The 18,868-nt window shown below is 64.5% G+C and carries 22 protein-coding genes and 1 pseudogene; 9 read left to right on the forward strand and 14 right to left on the reverse strand.

The features are described from left to right. The first annotated feature begins 1 nt into the window (after position 1). Both HJG53_RS07860 and HJG53_RS07865 read left to right on the forward strand, forming a co-directional pair. A complete protein-coding gene (locus HJG53_RS07860; protein WP_171129223.1) occupies positions 2-988 on the forward strand; it encodes a type II secretion system F family protein in 987 nt (328 codons plus the stop codon). 54 nt (positions 989-1,042) lie between these two features. Further along, positions 1,043-1,420, forward strand: a complete 378-nt coding sequence (locus tag HJG53_RS07865; protein WP_171129225.1) for a hypothetical protein — start codon at positions 1,043-1,045, stop codon at positions 1,418-1,420. 113 nt (positions 1,421-1,533) lie between these two features. Here HJG53_RS07865 and hslU read toward each other — a convergent pair whose 3' ends face one another. Next, positions 1,534-2,835, reverse strand: a complete 1,302-nt coding sequence (hslU, locus tag HJG53_RS07870) for an ATP-dependent protease ATPase subunit HslU (protein ID WP_171129227.1) — start codon at positions 2,833-2,835, stop codon at positions 1,534-1,536. Between the two features lie 88 nt (positions 2,836-2,923). Then, positions 2,924-3,487, reverse strand: a complete 564-nt coding sequence (gene hslV / locus HJG53_RS07875) for an ATP-dependent protease subunit HslV (RefSeq protein ID WP_171129229.1) — start codon at positions 3,485-3,487, stop codon at positions 2,924-2,926. Between the two features lie 107 nt (positions 3,488-3,594). On the opposite strand from hslV, the gene HJG53_RS07880 reads away from it, so the two are divergent. Continuing rightward, complete coding sequence (locus tag HJG53_RS07880) at positions 3,595-4,896, forward strand: NupC/NupG family nucleoside CNT transporter (protein WP_171129231.1); 1,302 nt, start codon at positions 3,595-3,597, stop codon at positions 4,894-4,896. Here HJG53_RS07880 and HJG53_RS07885 read toward each other — a convergent pair. Next, on the reverse strand, positions 4,893-5,741 hold the full coding sequence (locus HJG53_RS07885; RefSeq protein ID WP_171129233.1) for a helix-turn-helix domain-containing protein: 849 nt from the start codon (positions 5,739-5,741) through the stop codon (positions 4,893-4,895). The genes HJG53_RS07880 and HJG53_RS07885 overlap by 4 nt on opposite strands. 264 nt (positions 5,742-6,005) lie before the next feature. Between HJG53_RS07885 and HJG53_RS07890 the strand changes: the two genes are divergently transcribed. From HJG53_RS07890 to bfr, 5 genes are all read left to right on the forward strand, one after another. After that, on the forward strand, positions 6,006-7,250 hold the full coding sequence (locus HJG53_RS07890; protein ID WP_171129235.1) for a threonine ammonia-lyase: 1,245 nt from the start codon (positions 6,006-6,008) through the stop codon (positions 7,248-7,250). 99 nt (positions 7,251-7,349) lie between these two features. Then, positions 7,350-8,096 carry an arginyltransferase gene (locus HJG53_RS07895; RefSeq protein ID WP_171129236.1) on the forward strand — a complete coding sequence of 249 codons (747 nt, stop codon included), beginning with the start codon at positions 7,350-7,352 and terminating at the stop codon, positions 8,094-8,096. A 222-nt stretch (positions 8,097-8,318) separates the two neighbouring features. Continuing rightward, positions 8,319-8,537 (forward strand): hypothetical protein, encoded by a 219-nt coding sequence (locus HJG53_RS07900; protein ID WP_171129238.1) that lies wholly within the window; start codon positions 8,319-8,321, stop codon positions 8,535-8,537. Between the two features lie 43 nt (positions 8,538-8,580). Continuing rightward, on the forward strand, positions 8,581-8,751 hold the full coding sequence (locus HJG53_RS07905) for a bacterioferritin-associated ferredoxin (protein ID WP_171129707.1): 171 nt from the start codon (positions 8,581-8,583) through the stop codon (positions 8,749-8,751). 92 nt (positions 8,752-8,843) lie between these two features. Continuing rightward, positions 8,844-9,323 (forward strand): bacterioferritin, encoded by a 480-nt coding sequence (gene bfr / locus HJG53_RS07910; protein WP_171129240.1) that lies wholly within the window; start codon positions 8,844-8,846, stop codon positions 9,321-9,323. Here bfr and HJG53_RS07915 read toward each other — a convergent pair. Next, positions 9,320-9,751, reverse strand: coding sequence for an Hpt domain-containing protein (locus HJG53_RS07915; RefSeq protein WP_171129242.1), 432 nt, complete (start codon positions 9,749-9,751; stop codon positions 9,320-9,322). The two genes, bfr and HJG53_RS07915, sit on opposite strands and share 4 nt — an antisense overlap. Positions 9,752-9,857: 106 nt before the next feature. On the opposite strand from HJG53_RS07915, the gene HJG53_RS07920 reads away from it, so the two are divergent. Then, positions 9,858-11,126 (forward strand): amidohydrolase family protein, encoded by a 1,269-nt coding sequence (locus HJG53_RS07920; RefSeq protein WP_171129244.1) that lies wholly within the window; start codon positions 9,858-9,860, stop codon positions 11,124-11,126. A 99-nt stretch (positions 11,127-11,225) separates the two neighbouring features. On the opposite strand, the gene der is transcribed toward HJG53_RS07920, so the two are convergent. The 10 genes and pseudogenes from der to groES all read right to left on the reverse strand — a co-directional run bounded on the left by der (position 11,226) and on the right by groES (position 18,689). Beyond that, on the reverse strand, positions 11,226-12,581 hold the full coding sequence (gene der / locus HJG53_RS07925) for a ribosome biogenesis GTPase Der (protein WP_171129246.1): 1,356 nt from the start codon (positions 12,579-12,581) through the stop codon (positions 11,226-11,228). A 50-nt stretch (positions 12,582-12,631) separates the two neighbouring features. Next, on the reverse strand, positions 12,632-13,486 hold the full coding sequence (locus HJG53_RS07930) for a hypothetical protein (RefSeq protein WP_171129248.1): 855 nt from the start codon (positions 13,484-13,486) through the stop codon (positions 12,632-12,634). A gap of 114 nt (positions 13,487-13,600) precedes the next feature. Then, positions 13,601-13,927: a hypothetical protein gene (locus HJG53_RS18275; RefSeq protein WP_174842748.1), complete on the reverse strand. Its 327-nt coding sequence runs from the start codon at positions 13,925-13,927 to the stop codon at positions 13,601-13,603. After that, the gene (locus HJG53_RS07940; RefSeq protein ID WP_171129250.1) at positions 13,924-14,061 is read right to left on the reverse strand and encodes a hypothetical protein; all 138 of its coding nucleotides are present in this window, start codon (positions 14,059-14,061) and stop codon (positions 13,924-13,926) included. Before HJG53_RS07940 ends, HJG53_RS18275 begins: the two co-directional genes overlap by 4 nt. Positions 14,062-14,223: 162 nt before the next feature. After that, positions 14,224-14,772, reverse strand: coding sequence for an ATP-dependent Clp protease proteolytic subunit (locus HJG53_RS07945; RefSeq protein WP_171129252.1), 549 nt, complete (start codon positions 14,770-14,772; stop codon positions 14,224-14,226). Positions 14,773-14,954: 182 nt separating this feature from the next. Further along, complete coding sequence (locus HJG53_RS07950; RefSeq protein ID WP_171129254.1) at positions 14,955-15,473, reverse strand: hypothetical protein; 519 nt, start codon at positions 15,471-15,473, stop codon at positions 14,955-14,957. Positions 15,474-15,697: 224 nt separating this feature from the next. Next, positions 15,698-15,858, reverse strand: a pseudogene (locus HJG53_RS18680) (IS1595 family transposase); the annotation flags it as partial. 353 nt (positions 15,859-16,211) lie between these two features. Beyond that, a complete protein-coding gene (locus HJG53_RS07955; protein ID WP_171129256.1) occupies positions 16,212-16,487 on the reverse strand; it encodes a CsbD family protein in 276 nt (91 codons plus the stop codon). Between the two features lie 240 nt (positions 16,488-16,727). After that, positions 16,728-18,371, reverse strand: a complete 1,644-nt coding sequence (gene groL, locus HJG53_RS07960) for a chaperonin GroEL (RefSeq protein ID WP_171129258.1) — start codon at positions 18,369-18,371, stop codon at positions 16,728-16,730. Positions 18,372-18,401: 30 nt separating this feature from the next. After that, positions 18,402-18,689 carry a co-chaperone GroES gene (groES, locus tag HJG53_RS07965; protein WP_046348322.1) on the reverse strand — a complete coding sequence of 96 codons (288 nt, stop codon included), beginning with the start codon at positions 18,687-18,689 and terminating at the stop codon, positions 18,402-18,404. Between the last annotated feature and the right edge of the window lie 179 nt (positions 18,690-18,868).

Here is an 18,868-nt window from a genome sequence, read left to right on the forward strand (position 1 = left end):
TATGGAAGCGACCGGCCCCACTCTCCTCGGCATCGACGTCCTCTGGGTGGCAACGCTGCTCAGCGGCGTCGCGACCTTCATGGTGCTGGTCGCGCTTTATGCCGTCATGACCGTGCGCGACCCCATGGCGCGTCGGGTCAAGGCGCTGGTCGATCGCCGCGAACAGCTAAAGGCGGGCATCACCGCCTCCAGTTCCAAGCGTCGCGCCAAGCTGAATGCGCGCAGCGAGACCACCGATCGGATGCGCTCCCTGCTGTCGTCGTTGAAGGTGCTGCAGGACGAACAGCTCAAGGCCGCGCAAATCAAGCTGATGCAGGCGGGCATCCGCTCCAAGGATGCGGCGATTGCCGTGATCTTCGGTCGGATGATGCTGCCGATCGTATTCGGCCTCGGCGCCGTGCTGATGATCTACGGGCTCGATTTCTGGCCCGATTGGGGCCCCTTCAAGAAGTTCGCGGTCACTGCCGGCGCGTTGATCGGCAGCTACAAGGCGCCCGACATCTTCCTGAAGAACAAGATCGCCAAGCGCAGCGACGCGATCCGCAAGGGCCTGCCCGACGCGCTCGACCTGCTCGTCATCTGCGCCGAAGCCGGACTGACCGTGGACGCCGCCTTCGGCCGCGTCGCGCGCGAGCTGGGCAAGGGCTATCCCGAGCTCGGCGACGAGTTCATGCTGACCTCGATCGAGCTGGGCTTCCTGACCGAGCGGCGCCAGGCGTTTGAGAATCTCGCGACGCGCGTTGACCTCGACGCCGTACGCGGCGTGGTCACGACGATGATCCAGACTGAAAAATACGGCACGCCGCTCGCCTCGGCGTTGCGGGTGCTGTCGGCCGAGTTCCGCAACGAGCGGATGATGCGCGCGGAAGAAAAGGCGGCGCGGCTGCCGGCGATCATGACCGTGCCGCTGATCTGCTTCATCCTGCCGGTGCTGTTCATCGTCATCCTCGGACCGGCAGCCTGCTCGATCGCGGACAACTTCAAATAAGGAACGGCCCCGTCGTCTCCTTCGTTGTTCCACCGGAACAGTGGGAGAGACGCCGTGGAGTTCACCACCGAAACCTGGATGATCCTGGGGCTGACGCTTGCCCTGGGGTGGCTGCTGGGCCTGATGTCGCGTTCGGGTGGCGCGCGGTGGAAGCGCGAGCTCGCCCGTGAGCGCGAAGATCATGCCGCGGCGATCAAGAACCGCGACGCGCAGATCGAGGCGCTGAAGGCGCGGACCGTCGAACTGGAACGCGATCGCCCGGCGACCGCATACCGGACCGACGCCGATGTCCGCGACACCCGCGCCGACCTGCGCCACGAGTCGAGTATCGACAATCTCGACCTTCGCCGCCGTGAAGATGCCCGGATGCGCGAGACCGAACTGGATTCGCGCCGCAATCCTGACGGCACGCGGACGATCTATCCGCGGTAATTCCAGACCATCTTCCTCGTCATTCCCGCGAACGCGGGAACCCAGGAGTCACCGAAAGAAGGGCTGGGTCCCCGCTTGCGCGGGGATGACGAAAGTTGATCCTGCCGCGAGCCTCAGAGCACGTACTTGGAAAGATCCGTGTCGCGCGCGATGCTGCTGAGTTGCGCGTCGACATAGGCGCGGTCGATCGTCAGCGTTTCGCCCGCGCGGTCCTCGGCGTCGAAGCTGACCTGCTCGAGCAGCTTCTCCATCACCGTCTGCAGCCGTCGCGCGCCGATATTCTCCACCTGCCCGTTCACTTCCGCGGCAATCCGGGCCACCGCGGCGATCCCGTCTTCGGTAAAGTCGATGGTCACGCCTTCGGTGCCCAGCAGTGCCTTGTACTGGCCGGTCAATGAGGCCTTGGTGTCGGTCAGGATGCGGACGAAATCCGCTTCGGTCAGCGCCTTCAGCTCGACGCGGATCGGCAGTCGGCCTTGCAGCTCCGGCAACAGGTCGCTCGGCTTCGCGACATGGAAGGCTCCCGAGGCGATGAACAGGATATGGTCCGTCTTCATCGGGCCGTATTTGGTGGCGACGGTGGTGCCTTCGATCAGGGGTAGCAGGTCGCGTTGCACGCCCTCGCGACTAACCGAGCCGCCGCGCACGTCGGAGACCGCGATCTTGTCGATCTCGTCGAGGAACACGATGCCGTTTGCCTCCGCGTCGGCGAGCGCCTGGCGGCTGACCTCGTCCTGATCGAGGCGCTTGTCGGCCTCTTCCTCGACCAGCTTGTCCCAGGCCGCGCGAACGCCGAGCTTGCGCTTCTTCAGCTGGCCGCCGCCCATCGCCTTCGACATCATGTCGGACAGGTTGATCATGCCCACCTGCCCGCCCATGCCCGGAATTTCGAACGGCATGTTCGGCTGGTTGGCCAGCTCAACCTCGACCTCCTTGTCGTCGAGCACGCCTTCGTCGAAACGCTGGCGGAAGGCGGCGCGGGTCGCTTCGGAAGAGCCCTTGCCGGTCAACGCGTCAAGCAGCCGTTCCATCGCGGCGGCTTCCGCCTTGTCGATCACAGCCTGCCGCCGACGTTCCTTCTCCAGCCGAATCGCTTCCTCGACCAGGTCCCGGGCGATCTGCTCGACGTCACGGCCGACATAGCCCACCTCGGTGAACTTCGTCGCCTCGACCTTCACGAACGGGGCGTCGGCGAGCTTGGCCAGGCGCCGGCTGATCTCGGTCTTTCCGCAACCGGTCGGCCCAATCATCAGGATATTCTTGGGCGTGACTTCGTCGCGCAGCTCCGCCGGCAGCTTCTGCCGCCGCCAGCGGTTGCGCAGCGCGACGGCGACGGCGCGCTTGGCTTCGGCCTGGCCGATGATGTGCGCGTCCAGCGCGGCGACGATGGCTTTGGGGGTAAGGTTGTCTTGCATCATATCATCCGTTCGTCTCGAGCGCAGTCGAGAGACGCTTGTGAGGTGACCGGCCGTGTCTCGACTTCGCTCGACACGAACGGGGCTGTTAAGAGGCTGAGTCCAAGCTCTCGATGGTGAGCTGGTCGTTGGTGTAGACGCAGATGTCCGCCGCCACGGCCATGGCCTTGCGGGCGAGCGTCTCCGCATCCGGTTCGTATTCCGCAAGCGCGCGGGCGGCGGCCAGCGCGTAGTTGCCGCCGGAGCCGATCGCAGCGATGCCGTTCAGCGGCTCCAGCACGTCGCCATTCCCGGTCAGGATCAGCGACACATCCTTGTCGGCGACGATCATCAGCGCTTCGAGGTTGCGCAGATATTTGTCGGTCCGCCAGTCCTTGGCGAGTTCCACGGCTGCGCGCAGCAGCTGGCCGTGATGCTGCTCCAGCTTGCGTTCCAGCCGCTCGAAAAGGGTGAAGGCGTCGGCCGTCGCGCCGGCAAAGCCGCCGATGACACTGCCGTCGCCGAGCTTCCTGACCTTGCGTGCATTGGGTTTCATGACCGTCTGGCCCATCGAGACCTGGCCGTCGCCAACGATGACGACCTTGCCGTTCTTGCGGACCGACAGGATGGTGGTGCCGTGCCACTGCACGAGCCCGTGTTCATTCCCGCTCATGGCCGGAGATATGGGAGGGGTGTGGCAGCGCTGCAACAGCCCCAAGATTCCGCTGGCGACGGCGGCGCGGCTGTGCCACCCGGAGCCGCCGTGAGGGGAGCTTCTCGTTGAATCGCTATCTGATTGGGATTGCCGGAATCCTGCTGATTCTGGCCGTCGCGCTGCTGCTGTCGACCAATCGGCGCGCCATTCGGTTGCGGGTGGTCGGTCCGGCCTTCGCCCTGCAGGCGGGCTTCGCGCTGCTGGTGCTGGGGACGAGCTGGGGCCGCAGCGTGATAGAAGCGATGTCGCGCGGCGTGTCGAACCTTCTCGGCTATGCCAAGGCCGGGACGGACTTCATCTTCGGGCCGCTCGCCTCGCCGGAAATGGGCGCGAACAGCTTCGCCATTGCCGCCCTGCCGGTGATCATCTTCTTCGCCTCGCTGATTTCCATCCTCTATTATCTCGGCGTCATGCAGCAGATCGTCCGCTGGGTGGGCGGCGCGATCCGGCTGGTGACCGGCATCACGCGGGTCGAGAGCCTCGGCTCGGCTGCGAACATCTTTGTCGGCCAGTCGGAAAGCCCGCTGGTCGTGCGCCCCTATCTGGCAAACCTGACCCCGCCGCAGCTCTTCTGCCTGATGACGGTGGGCATGGCCGGCGTCGCCGGCACGATCCTCGGCGCCTACGCTTCGATGATCGGCGCGCAGCTGCTTCCCTATCTGCTCGCCGCCAGCTTCATGTCCGCGCCGGGCGGCGTGCTGATGGCCAAGATCATCATGCCGGACGACAAGATCACGCCCGAGCCGGACGATATCGCCCTGCCGCACGCCCGCGTCAGCGCCGAGGGGCCGGCTGCGTTGCTGCCCGAGGCAGGGCCGCATCCGGTCCCCGCCACTGACGATGAAGAACGCCCCGCCAACATCATCATGGCCGCCGCTCAGGGCGCACAGACTGGCGTCAAGCTGGCGGTTGCCGTCGGCGCGATGGTGCTGGCGTTCGTCGCGCTGGTGGCGCTCGCCAACGGGTTGTTGGCGGGGGTGGGCGGCTGGTTCGGTCGGCCCGACCTCTCCTTCCAGCTGCTGCTGGGCTATATCTTCCGCCCGATCATGTTCATGCTGAACGTGCCGTGGGACGAGGCCGGTGTCGCCGGCGGCCTGTTCGGCACGAAGATGGTGCTGAACGAGTTCGTCGCCTTCATCGAACTCGGCAAGATACAGAATGCGCTTTCGCCGCAGACCGTCGCAGTCGTCACATTCGCGCTCTGCGGCTTCGCCAATTTCAGCTCCATCGCCATCCAGATGGCGGTGACGGGCAACCTCGCGCCCAATCAGCGCCCGGTGATCGCACGCCTCGGCCTGCGCGCGCTCGTCGCCGGCAGTCTTGCCAATCTGATGAGCGCGGCGCTGGCGGGCCTGATCCTCGGCTAGGCCTCTGCCACCAGCGGCGCGACCTGCCCGGCCAGTTCCGTCCGCTTCATAGTCAGGCGCGTCAGTTCGTTCAGATCGCCCTGGATGCGCGTCGGCGTGACGCCGGTGAAGCGCTTGATCTCCCGAATGCAGTGCGACTGATCATAGAAACCCTGGGTGAGCAGCTCGGCGGTGCTTGCCTCGCCTTTCGCCAGCACCACCGCCGCCCTGAGCGCACGGTATTTCCGCGACAGCAGCTTCGGCGGGCAGCCGTAGAGACGCTTGCAAAGCCGCTCCACCTGCCGCCGTGAGAGCCGCGTGGCGGCGACCAGATCATCGACTTCGGGGCTGAGGCTCGCCTGGAGCCAGCCGTCGACGGTCCGCGTGAACCAGCGCGATTGCTCATGGCCTCGCGCGACGAGATCCCGCACCAACGCATTGCCCATGGCGACCCGCTCCTCCAGCGTTTCGGCGGCCCGAAGCCGTTCCAGCACCATGACCACATCGCGCCCGAACAACTCGGTCCCGTCGACGACGCGGTTGGTCAGCGACGAAGCATCGATCGCGATCATCGCCCCCCATCCGGCAGGCAGCAGCCCAGCGCCGAACACTTCGGCGGGGCCGTCGACCGCGATATGAGTCACGCCCATGGTCGGGCCGACCACCTGCACCTCCGGCGCGTCCTGAACATGGCCGTCGGCGAAGCGATAGCGGCCGGTCCCCTTGAGCTGGAAGCGAAGTTGGGCGAGGTCGGCACGGTCGTCGTCCTCGAAGCGCGGCAAGTCGACGCGGAAATTATAAAAGACGGAGACATATTCCGTCAGCGCCGCATCCGGTGCGGCATAATCCAGAGACACAGCATCCATGAAAGGCGCGCCCCGTTTTGTTCTGGGACGGCATGCATAGCCTTTCGGCGCTCATGAAAAAAGGTGCCCGGCTGAAACTGGTTCAGCCGGGCAAAAGGAAAAGAACCCCCAAAAACGGGAGCCCTTCGGGTCGCAGTTCCGAGTTACCGGAAGGGCGGCCGAGTCGGATAGGACAGAATCGACACGCCCTCTTTTTTGACGGCTGATGACCCAAGAAAGCGCGCGGGAATGACATGGCCGACCGTGCCGGCTAAGGGCAGTCGAATGGCCACCGCATCGACGCTTTCGCCCGAAACCTTGCCCGTCGCTCTTCCGGACATCCAGGCGGCGGCGGCGCGGATCGGCGGCTCGATCGTGCGGACGCCGACGCTGCACAGCCAGACGCTGTCGCAGCTGACCGGCGCAAGCGTGTGGCTCAAGTTTGAAAATCACCAGTTCACTGCCGCATATAAGGAGCGAGGCGCGCTCAACACGCTGCTGCAGATGAGCGCGGAGGCGCGCGCCAAGGGCGTCATCGCCGCCTCGGCCGGCAACCATGCGCAGGGTCTCGCCTATCACGGCCACCGGCTCGGCATTCCGGTCACGATCGTCATGCCGAAGCCGACGCCGACGGTGAAGGTCACGCAGACCGAAAGCCACCAGGCGGCGGTAATCCTGGAAGGCGAGACATTCGATGCCGCCTATGCTCATGCGCGCCAGCTGGAGGCAGAGCGCGGCCTGACTTTCGTCCACCCGTTCGACCATCCGCACATCATCGCGGGCCAGGGCACGGTCGCACTTGAGATGCTGGCCGATGCGCCGGACATCGACACCTTGGTCGTGCCGATCGGCGGCGGTGGCCTCTTCTCCGGCATGGGCACGGCGGCGCGCGGTCTGAAGCCCGGCATTCAACTCGTCGGCGTCCAGGCAGAGCTTTACCCTTCGATGTACGCCGCGCTCCGCCATGTCGACTTGCCGTGCGAGGGCGACACGCTCGCGGAAGGCATTGCGGTCAAGCAGCCCGGGGCGCTGACCCGTCAGTTCGTCGCGGCGCTTGCCGACGACGTGCTGCTGGTGTCGGAACGCGACCTGGAACGGTCGGTCAGCCTGCTGCTGCAGATCGAGAAAACGGTCGTGGAAGGCGCTGGCGCCGCGGGCCTGGCCGCGCTGCTTGCTCATCCGGAGCGCTTTGCCGGCCGCGAAGTCGGCATCGTTCTGTGCGGCGGCAATATCGACACGCGGCTGCTCGCCAACGTGCTGCTGCGCGACCTTGCCCGCTCCGGGCGGCTGGCCCGGTTGCGGGTGCGGCTGCAGGACCGGCCGGGCGCATTGTTCAACGTGGCGCGCATCTTCCACGAGCAGCAGGTCAACATCATCGAGGTCTATCACCAGCGCGTCTTCACGACTTTGCCAGCCAAGGGACTGATTACCGACATCGAGTGCGAGACGCGGGACCGCGACCATCTCGAGCGACTGATGGACGCGCTGCGCGCGGCACATTACGAAGTCAGCACCGTCGAACTTGCCTGAAAGAAGGTAAACCGGCTTTTCATTGAAGCGCCGGTGAAGGATAGTGCGTTCACGGGAACGACTGCGGGGTAACGGCCCCCGCGCGAGAGAGGGCCTGACGTGAGCGCACCGTTCCGCTTTCCACGATTTTTCGTCACCAGCCCGAACCCCTGCCCTTATCTGCCCGGCAAGTTCGAGCGGAAGGTGTTCACGGAATTAAGCGGACCGCACGCGGCCGAACTGAACGATGCGCTGGGCCGAATCGGCTTTCGCCGCAGCCAGAGCGTCGCCTACCGGCCGAGTTGCCCCGACTGTCAGGCCTGCGTCTCGATGCGGGTGCTGACCGACGATTGGCAACCTAGCGGTACTCAGAAGCGCGTGCTGAAGCGCAACAGCGACCTCGAAGTGAGCGCCTGCCGCCCATGGTCGACCGACGAGCAGTTCCAGCTGCTGCGCCGCTATCTCTCCGCCCGCCATCCCGGCGGCGGCATGTCGAACATGGACGAGATGGACTATGCCGACATGGTCGAGCAGACGCCCGTCAACACCCAGATCATCGAGTATCGCGAGCCGCGCAAAGGCTTTGCGCCGGGCCGGCTGATCGGCGCCTGCCTGACCGACACGCAGTGCGACGGGCTGTCGATGATCTACAGCTTTTACGATGCCGATCATGAAGACCGGCCGAGCCTCGGCAGCTTCATCATCATGGACCATATCCTGCGCGCCCGTGCTGCCGGCCTGCCCTATGTTTATCTCGGCTATTGGGTGCGCGGGTCGAAGCGGATGGCGTACAAGGCGCGGTTCCGCCCGGTCGAACGGCTCGGCACCGACGGCTGGGAGCGGTTCGAGCCCGATCTCGAAGGCTGACGCTCCGGATCCTTACCAAATAGGGTGCGGCCGTCCGCGCCCCATTTCTGCATTTCGGGAGTGGAACGGGTTTGTCGATCACGAGTTTATCGGCAAGGTGGATGTAGTTTGACAGCATTACGGTTAACGAAGTGACAATCTGAGTTAACGGCCTTTAGCCATAATGCCGATGTGATAAGTTGTTCTGCATTGAAATGGCGCCGTCGTGTAGAGGAGGTGCTGATGCGTACCGATGTTGTTCAGCCGCTCAACCTTGTGCAGCGCGGCTATCAAGTGGTTTATCATCCCGGTGAGACGAACCGTTGCCCTGGCTGCGGCCATAGCAACTGGCTGATCGGGCGCGTCACTGCGCAGTGCGGCTTTTGCGGCACGGCGTTGGCGCTCGCGCTCAACGCTCCGGGCATGGCGCTTAACGACGAGCAGTTCGCACTGGCCAGCTAACCTCGCTATTGCGAGTTAATCGCAATTGAGCGATACGGCTTTCATGATCGTCTGCAACTGCAACGCGATTCGCGAGCGGGACGTGCGTGAGGCCGCGCGGCGGGGCCATCGTGATCCGCTTTCCGCCTACCAGTCCCTCGGCCGCCGTCCGCGCTGCGGCCAGTGCATTCCCTTCGCACGTGATGTTATCGCCGCCGAAGCCGCTATTGCCTAGCGTTCGCAACTCTTAAAAAGCGCAGTTTTCCGCCATTTCTGCATGTCATTTGCTTCACTGTGGCGTTATGCTGGGGTGAACGGAGGCTGGCGATGCAGGGCGATCCCAAGGTCATCGAATATCTGAACGACGCGCTCAAGAACGAGCTGACGGCGATCAACCAATATTGGCTGCATTATCGCCTGCTCGATCATTGGGGCGTGCACCGGCTGGCCGAGTTCGAACGGCACGAATCGATCGACGAGATGAAGCATGCCGACTGGTTGTCGGAGCGCATCCTGTTCCTAGAGGGTCTGCCGAACTTCCAACTGCTGGGGCGCTTGCGGATTGGCGAAACCGTCGAGGAAGTGCTGAAAGCCGATCTCGAACTGGAGAAGGAGGCGATCCCCCTGCTCCGCGATGCGATCCAGCATTGCGAAGGCGTCCGCGACTATGTCAGCCGCGACCTGTTCAAGCGCATCCTCGAGAATGAGGAAGAGCATGTCGACTATCTCGAAAAGCTGTTCGATCAGATCAAGCTGATGGGCTTGGCCAACTTCATCCAGCTCCAGGCCAAGCCGTCGGAGGGCTAGCCCGCGCGGCCGAACACTGCACGCCGACCGAAGCCAGCAGCGGCGGGACGGCGGGTGGCGAGCGGGTTGGTTTCGCGGTCGAACAGCTCAAGCGTCTGTTCGAACAGCGGCCGGATCTTGACCACTTCGGGGATGAGCTCGTCCGGCGTGGTGTGCAGCTCGACGCAGCGGCGTGCCGTCATCTCGATCCGCTCCGCCAGGTCACCGAGCGGTTCGGCGCCGAACTGGCGGGCCTCGCCCTTCAGCGTGTGCGCCGGGCGGACCAAAGCTGCCGCGCTCTTGGCCCGCATCGCGCCCTCGATCGCATCGAGCGACTTCACCCCATCCTCGCGGAAATAGCCGAGAATCCGCACGAAATCGGAACCGAGTTCGGCGCGGGCCTGGTTGAAGGCGGTCCAGTCGACCAGCGGAGCGGCGTTGGCGGTCATGACAACCCTGTTAGGCGCTTCGGGTAAACAGGTGGTTGCCAAGCATTGGCGTCGGCAGAATGCGCGCGATAAGACTCTGCCGTAGCACTGACACAAGGATCCCGATTTGCGCCTTTTCCTCCTAGCGATTGCCATTGCCGCACCGGCCGCCGCCGAGAGCAGCTATATCCATGCCGGCAGTCTGCTCGCCGTGCCGGGCAAGCCCGTGCGCGGGCCGTCGACGATTATCGTGCAGGACGGGAGGATCGAGGCGGTGCGCGACGGCCATGTCGCGCCACCGGCCGGCGCCCGGCTGATCGACCTGAAGGATCGCTATGTGCTGCCCGGGCTGATCGACAGCCATGTTCATCTGAGCTCGGACCGTGCCGGCAATGAGGGGCTGCTCGCCGGCGTGACGGAGAGCCGCGAGATGCATGCGCTCGAAGCCTATTGGAACGCGCAGAAGACGCTCCGTGCCGGATTCACCACGGTGCGCAACCTCGGCGACGAGGGAGCGACGCTGGCGCTGCGCGATGCCATTCGCCGGGGCTGGGTGATCGGGCCGACGATCGTCGATGCCGCCCAGTCGATCTCGACCACCGCCGGTCACATGGACCCGCAGCCGGGCTTCAACGACGATTTCGACCATATGTTCGAGAATAAGGAGATTTGCGACGGCGCCGACGAATGCCGCAAGGCGGTGCGGCGGCAGATCGGACGGGGCGCCGACGTGATCAAGATCGCGACCACCGGCGGGGTGAACAGCCGCATCGCCGCCGGGCTGGGCAAGCAGATGTTCGACGACGAAGCGAAGGCGATCGTCGACACCGCGCACATGTACGGCAAGAAGGTCGCGGTGCATGCCCATGGCGCCGACGGTGTCGCGCTGGCGCTCAATGCCGGCGCCGATTCGATCGAGCACGGCACGCTGATGGACGACGCCACCATCCGCCTGTTCGCCAAATCGGGCGCCTATTACGTGCCCACCCTGTCCACCGTGAACGGCTATCTGGAGCGGATCGCAAAGGACCCCAATGCCTATCCGCCCGAAGTGCGGGCGAAGATCGACTGGCGCATTTCGATCACCGGCAAGGCACTGGAGAAGGCGGTGCCGGCGGGCGTGAGGATCGCATTCGGCACCGATGCCGGCGTGTCGAAGCATGGCCGCAATGCCGACGAGTTCGAGCTGATGGTGAAGCACGGCATGACGCCCGCCACCGCGATCCAGGCCGCCACCGTCAACGCCGCCGAGCTGCTCGGCCTCGCCAAGGAAATCGGCACGATCGAGCCCGGCAAGCGCGCCGACCTGATCGCGGTGGCCGGCGATCCGCTCGCCGATGTGACGGTGCTGAAGGCCGTGTCCTTCGTGATGAAGGATGGAACAGTCGTTCGGTGACCTTCACCGCTCGTCCTGAACGGAGGCCGGTGGCCGTAGTCGAAGGGCGCTGGCCCGGAGCTGACGCCCCTCGACTTCGCTCGGGACGAGCGACAAGGGTCATGTCTTGTCCCGGTCGAAGGGGTTTTTGGGGGCGCGCAGGGTGAGGCGGACGGGGACTGCGCCGAAGCCCAAATCGCGGCGGATGCCGTTGATCAGGTAGCGGCGGTAGCTTTCCGGCAGCAGGTCGACGCGGGTGCCGAACAGGATGAAGCCGGGCGGCCGGGTCTTGGCCTGAGTGATGTAGCGCGGCTTGATGCGCTTGCCGCCGGGCGCGGGCGGCGGGTTCTTCTCGATCGCCGTCTCGAACCAGCGATTGAGCTCGCCGGTGGGCACGCGCCGCGACCAGGCCTCGCGCGTCTCGAACGCCACCTTCAGCATGGTGTCGACGCCCTTGCCGGTGGCGGCGGAGACGGTGAGCACCGGCAGGCCCTTCACCTGGCTTAGCCCCTCCTCCAGCGCCGCCTTGACGCCGTTGAACAGCGCAGAGGCGTTTTCGGCCACATCCCATTTGTTGAGCGCGATCATCAGCGCGCGGCCCTCCTGCAGCACCGCGTCGGCGATGCGGAGGTCCTGCGCTTCCAGGCCGCGGGTGGCGTCGAGCAGCAGCACCACGACTTCGGCGAAATCGACCGCGCGCTTGGCGTCGGCGACGGACAGCTTTTCGAGCTTGTCCTGCACGTTGGCGCGCTTGCGCATGCCGGCGGTGTCGATGAGACGAATGGGACGCCCTTCCCATTCCATGTCGATCGCGATCGAGTCGCGGGTGATGCCGGCTTCCGGCCCAGTGATCATCCGCTCCTGGCCGAGGATGCGATTGACCAGGGTCGACTTGCCCGCATTGGGCCGGCCGACAATGGCGAGCTTGAGCGGGCCGCCCTCCTCGTCATCGTCCTCGTCGATCTCGTCTTCGTCGCGCTCCAGATGGGGGAGCAGCATTTCGAACAGGTCGGCCAGGCCCTCGCCATGTTCGGCGGAGATCTGGATCGGATCGCCAAAGCCCATGCTGAGCGCTTCGAGCGCCCCCTGCTCGCCCGCCCGCCCTTCCGCCTTGTTGACGGCGAGCACGACCGGCGTGTCCTCGGCGCGCAGCCAGCGGCCAATCTCTTCATCCAGCGGCACGACGCCGGCGCGGGCATCGACCAGGAACAGGGCGACATCGGCCTCGCGCACCGCCGCCTCGGTCTGCGCACGCATGCGGCCGGGCAGCGACTGCGGGTCCTCGTCCTCGAACCCGGCGGTGTCGATCACGCGGAAATCGAGGCCGAGCAGATGCGCCTCCCCTTCCCGCCGGTCGCGCGTCACGCCGGGTCGGTCGTCGACCAGCGCCAGCTTCTTGCCCACCAGCCGGTTGAACAGGGTGGACTTGCCGACATTGGGGCGGCCGACGATCGCGACGGTGGGAAGACGGGGCATGGCGGGCACCTAACGCGTGAGGCCAACAAAGGGAAATGCGGGGACCGGCATCACATCAGCTGCATGATCATCTGCCCCATGGTGATGGGGTTGAGTTCCGCCAGCTCATCATCCGCCCAGCGCGGCCGCTGCGTGTAATCGACCGTCGCGCCGCGACCCGCACATTCCGCACCATCCGCACATTCCGCACGTGCAATTGATGAATCTTCGTCCGGCACCAGGCGCCAGCCGGGCGGCACGAGCCGCTCCGTTTCCTCGTGCCGGGTCCAGCCCATCTCGTCGACGAGCGTGCGGGTGACGATGTCGCAGACCCGGTCGAGCCGGCGCGCGATGCGGTCGCGAAACACTTGCGGGTCCTCCCCGTGCGCTTCCTGCTCGGCGATCAGTTCTTCGCGAATGCGCTGCCGTTCCCGCTCGCGCCATTTCCGCTTGCCGGCCTTGGCGCGCACCGAGCCGGCGTGAGGGCCATATTTGTCCGGGTTGGAGCCTTTCAGCAGCGTCTGCAGGATCGCGTCCGATCGCTTGACCCGCGTGCCGACATGCTTGCCATAGCTGATCACATCCTCCTCGACGCCGGTGACGCCGCGCTTGAACGCCTCGAGCTCGATCACCGGCGCCACGACTTCGGTCGCCGCCCGGCACGCGGCGGCGAAGGTCCGGTCCCGCTCGACATGCTCATAGACGGTGCGCTTGCCGATCCGCGCCGCCCGCGCCGCCTCCGCCATGGTCGCGCCGCGGGCGAGCGCCTTCAGGAACAGCTTCTTGCGCGCCCGATCGAAGCTACCACGGCGGGAAGGCTCCGCCTCCGCCGGGTCGTCCCCGAACTCCGCCATCCAACCGGCATCGGGGTCGACGGGTTGCGCGGGCGTGGGGGTGGGCTCGTGTGGAGCGGGGGTGTCGGACATAACCGGTCTCCTTCTGATGAAGGTATGACAGTTATCCTATTTGGTTTGGTGTAGGACAGAGGACTTTGTCGCTCGGTAGAGAGCCCCTCATGCCAATCGGGGAGTATATGTAGCTTACAAACCCACCAAGCGAGCAAGCGCGTAACCTGCCGCAACGATGACAACCGCTATGGCTAAGCAACCCCATCCGGGGATCTGCACCCCCTTCCCTTCATCTTCCCCCCAGACAATCTCCTGGACGGAGTACCCGTTCTCGCTATCCCGCAGGACTTCAGGCTCTAGCTGCCCGGCGGCCATCTGCGCAGCCGCGCATCGCGAGTGAGCGTACACGCTTTGAGCTGGATCACGCTTCCACAGGTTCGTCGCGATCAAATGGAGGGCGGCGGCGTCTTCTTTCTCTATGTCCGCTCCGCAGAAGCAGCAGACATAACCGTCGCTCACTCCGGCTTCTCCACCGGCTTATTCTTCACGATCTTCTGGAGCCTCCCGCTGAAGCGCTCCGGATCGTCGTCGGTTTCTAGCTGGCGAGCGGCTTCTTTGAACTTGTCGATCTGGGTGGGGGGCGTTTTCGACATGGTGCACCTATATCAGGGTAAGCGCCGCCGCCCAGCGCAACGATTTGACAACGGCAGGGGTAGTATGCGTACACCCTCAACACAGGGAGCTTGCAGATGTACCGAACCATCAGCGTGTCGCCGCAGGCAATCTTTGTGGCGCCCGGGCATGACGTGCCACGCTCAGAGGTGGAAGACCTGATTGCCGGGAGGGAGCGTGAACGCTCCGATCTCGTGTACCAGGCCGTATTCAAGCGCCTTATCCGCGGTGAAAAAGATGTCGAGACTGCGACGGTTGCTCAAAACCTCCTCCGGAATCCCGGTCCGCTCCTTTAGTATTCCGTCGATCCGAGCTTCCTCAGCCAACGCCATATCCAGCGTGGAGCGTACAGAAGAGTGCGCTCCGTTCGCTTGTACTTGAACCGGGTGTATCTGGAAGATTGCGTCCGGACAGGCGGTGCGATGATCGGCAGCCGCATAGATGGTGGTAGCGACAGAGGCCACCATACCCGAGTTGTGGATGATCGTTCGGATCGGCAGACTGCGAATGTGGTAGTACAGGAAGACGCCCTCGGACGCGCTTCCTCCATGCGACGTAAACGTCAGATGCACAGCATCATAGCGATCGTTCACCGCCTGATTGAAGGTCCCGGCAAGCTTGGCAACTCCTGCGGAATCGATGATCCCGCAATATCCGAGGTAAAGAACTTTCGGTCCGACTAAGTCCGGCATTGCGCTGTCCTTGCGCCTTGGTTGCCGAGCCTTGGGGAGACATGTATACCCCGAAGGCTCGGCAACGAGTGGGTGGACCTAGAGGGACTTGCACCCTCGGGGCGTTGGATGGAAAGCCGCACCCCGCACTATGCTAGGCCCGATCAGAGCGCCCCGTTGGAAACGACGGGGCGCTCCAAGCCTCAAAATGGCACGTCGTCATCAAAATCATCAAAGGGACTCGGAGCGGCCCTAGGAGCGGCAGTATCAGCCTCCGGTCGATCGGCGGTGTACACGCCCTTTTTCCCCGCCACCGAAAAGATTAGGCCCTTCTGCGCCATGCGCCACAACTTGTTCTGTAGGTACCGGCGGGTCTGAACCACCTTGAATCGCCGAAAAAGCTCGATCAGCACCGAGTCTAAATCGACTTCGGCGCCCCCGGCCTTGATGATCGTGAAGACCTGTTGCTCAAGGTCATCCACCTTGATGCCCGTAAGCTCCTTGATCAGCTCGTCCGGAAGGTCGCTAAGGTCGCCGTAAGAAGCCGGGATGGGCTTAGTAATGCGGCGCAGATGCTCGATCTCGTCGACTGCGGCCTGCATGAACGCAATGCGCTTGTCGTAAGTGGCGACCATCTTGTCGTCGCCTTTGGCGCGAGAAGTCTCCCGCCAGCCCTCCAGCAGGCGCAGGTAAGACTTGACGGAATCGACGTGATCCGACATGATCTGGCGTTCCCAAAATACGGACGCTGACGCAGTTTGCCGACCTAGCCAGCGTCCCGACATCGGCCCGATCCTACCCAGGACTCGGGCCGATCTTCGTTTTGGCGCGGGCGCAACGATCTGTCAACCGCCGCCACATAGCATTGCGCCACCTTTGCGATCTAGTCTGCGTATTCGGACTTTTTGCGCGCATGCTTGCGTTTGCTCTGCGCTCGCATTGCATATCAGCTGTCAGTTGTTCCGTAGGTGAGGCGCTTGCCGACGATACCCTTGCGGCTCTGAACGGCGCGCTGGCGATCATCCACGCCGTTGCGATGCGGTGGTGGTTGTACCGGAACTCCAACTCGGCAAGGTAGCGGTGCAGGTGCTGCTCGCCAGCGCAGTAGACACCCGCAGAACGGCCACCAAGAACAAAGGAGGGCTTCGACAAGCTCAGCCTAGCCGGTGTTTGGGGTTGGAGCTGGCGCTTCTGAGTTGCCCGCAACGGAAGAGGCCGGGAAGCGAAGCTCTCCGGCCTCCTTTGGGCTTTGGAATGGCGCGGGGGAGGAGCAGGTGGATCATGCCCGCGGCAGAGGATTTTCCGCAGCTGATCACGCCCAAGCGAGCTTGGGCATGATCATTCTGATCCGATCGTCATTGCGAGCGCAGCGAAGCAATCCAGTGCGGCGGATCAGTTCAGCTGGATTGCTTCGCCGCTATGCTCCTCGCAATGACGACGCGGGGCAAGCCGATTATGCCCTAGCGCCGCCCCCGCAGCGTGTTCAGCAGCGCGATGCCGACCACGCCGGCGAGCGCCAGAGTGGCCATCGGGCGGGTGCGGTAGAGTTCTTTCGCCTGGTTGGTTATCGGGGCGACGGCGTCGCGCAGCGAGCCGACCGCCTTTTGCGTGTTGCCGCCGACCTGATCGGCGACGCCTTCGCCGCGCAGCCGGTCGTTGCCGGTCAGCGTGCCGGTGGTCTCCTTGACGCGGCCGGCGATGTCGCGGGTGCTGCCTTCGAGTGTGTCGTTGTTCATGAGGTGCTCCTTGATGGGGTTCGCGGGGCGAACGTTTCGGGAGCGGGTTCGGTGCCGTTGTGGGGCATCAAGAAAAGGCCGGGGAGCGGGTGCTCTCCGGCCTTTCTTTTTGGGTCTGGAACTTCTTTTGGTTTGGAACGGGGCGCGGGAGTTAATCCCGTGCCGTCGGTCAGCCCACAGGGCTGCCGGCCGTTCTGATTTCGTGGTCGGGGTAGCCGCGAGGCTACCCCGTGCCCGAAATCAGAAGTCCATGCCGCCCATGCCGCCCATGCCGCCGGGCATGCCGGCCGGAGCCTTGTCTTCCTGCGGCAGCTCGGCGATCGTGGCTTCCGTGGTGATCAGCAGGCCGGCGACGGACGCCGCGTCCTGCAGGGCCGTGCGCACGACCTTGGTCGGGTCGATCACGCCGGCCTGGACCAGGTTCTCGTAGCTCTCGGTCTGAGCGTTGAAGCCCTGGGTCTCGTCGCCTTCGCGGAGCAGGTTGCCCGACACGACGGCGCCATCGACACCGGCGTTCTGCGCGATCTGCTTGACCGGCGCGGTGATCGCCTTGCGGATGATGTCGATGCCGCGGGTCTGGTCGTCATTCTGACCCTTGAGGCCTTCGAGCGCCTTGGTCGCGTAGAGGAGAGCGGTGCCGCCGCCGGGGACGATGCCCTCTTCAACGGCCGCACGGGTGGCGTGCAGCGCGTCGTCGACGCGGTCCTTGCGCTCCTTCACCTCGACTTCGGACGCGCCGCCGACCTTGATCACGGCCACGCCGCCGGCGAGCTTGGCGAGACGCTCCTGGAGCTTCTCACGGTCATAGTCGCTGGTGGTGATTTCGATCTGCTGGCGGATCGCTTCGGTGCGGCCCTTGATCGCATCGGCTTCACCCGCACCGTCGACGATGGTGGTGTTGTCCTTGTCGATGGTGACGCGCTTGGCCTGGCCGAGCATGCCGAGCGTGACGCTCTCGAGCTTGATGCCGAGATCTTCCGAGATCATCTCGCCCTTGGTCAGGATCGCGATGTCTTCCAGCATCGCCTTGCGGCGATCGCCGAAGCCCGGCGCCTTGACGGCCGCGACCTTGAGGCCGCCGCGCAGCTTGTTGACGACCAGCGTCGCGAGAGCCTCGCCCTCGATATCCTCGGCGATGATGAGCAGCGGACGGCCGCTCTGCACCACGGCTTCGAGGATCGGCAGCATCGCCTGCAGGTTCGAGAGCTTCTTCTCGTGGATCAGGATGTAGGGGTCATTGAGTTCGACCTGCATCTTTTCCGGATTGGTGATGAAGTACGGGCTCAGATAGCCGCGATCGAACTGCATGCCTTCGACGACGTCGAGCTCGAATTCGAGACCCTTCGCCTCTTCGACGGTGATCACGCCTTCCTTGCCGACCTTTTCCATCGCCTCGGCGATCTTCTGGCCGACTTCGGTGTCGCCATTGGCCGAGATGATGCCGACCTGGGCGATTTCCTGCGAACCGGAGACCGGCTTGGAGCGGCCCTTCAGATCCTCGACGACCTTGGTGACGGCCAAGTCGATGCCGCGCTTCAGGTCCATCGGGTTCATGCCGGCCGCGACCGACTTCATGCCTTCACGCACGATCGCCTGGGCGAGCACGGTCGCGGTGGTGGTGCCGTCGCCGGCCAGGTCGTTGGTCTTCGACGCGACCTCGCGCAGCATCTGCGCGCCCATATTCTCGAACTTGTCCTTGAGTTCGATTTCCTTCGCGACGGTCACGCCGTCCTTGGTGATGCGGGGCGCGCCGAAGCTCTTGTCGATCACGACGTTGCGGCCCTTGGGGCCCAGGGTCACCTTCACCGCGTCGGCGAGGATGTCCACGCCGCGGAGGATGCGCTCGCGAGCGTCGCGCGCAAAACGGACGTCTTTAGCTGCCATTGTTCCTATCCTTCTGTGTGTTCGTGGAGGTTAGCCGACGATCCCGAGGATGTCGGATTCCTTCATGATGATCAGGTCTTCGCCGTTGACCTTGACCTCGGTGCCCGACCATTTGCCGAACAGGATGCGGTCGCCGGCCTTGACGTCGAGCGGAGTCACCTTGCCGTCTTCCGACTTGGCGCCGGCGCCGGCGGCGACGACTTCGCCTTCCTGCGGCTTTTCCTTGGCGGTGTCGGGAATGATGATGCCGCCGGCCGTCTTTTCTTCGGCTTCGACGCGGCGGACGAGCACACGATCGTGCAGCGGACGAAAGTTCATTTCGTTAGTCCCTCCGGTATGTATGACTGTTGGCACTCACCCGAAGCGAGTGCCAGCACGGGCCATATATGCCGGCCGAAAACGGGCTTCAAGGCTGAACGAACAGAAAGTTTCGGAGGCGTGCCTGTGAACGGGCTTGCAAAGCCTTGCCCGCCCGCCGACCTTCGCCCGCGACGTTC

Origin of the sequence: Sphingomonas sp. ID1715, assembly GCF_013044515.1 — a bacterium.
Lineage (GTDB): Bacteria > Pseudomonadota > Alphaproteobacteria > Sphingomonadales > Sphingomonadaceae > Sphingomonas_B.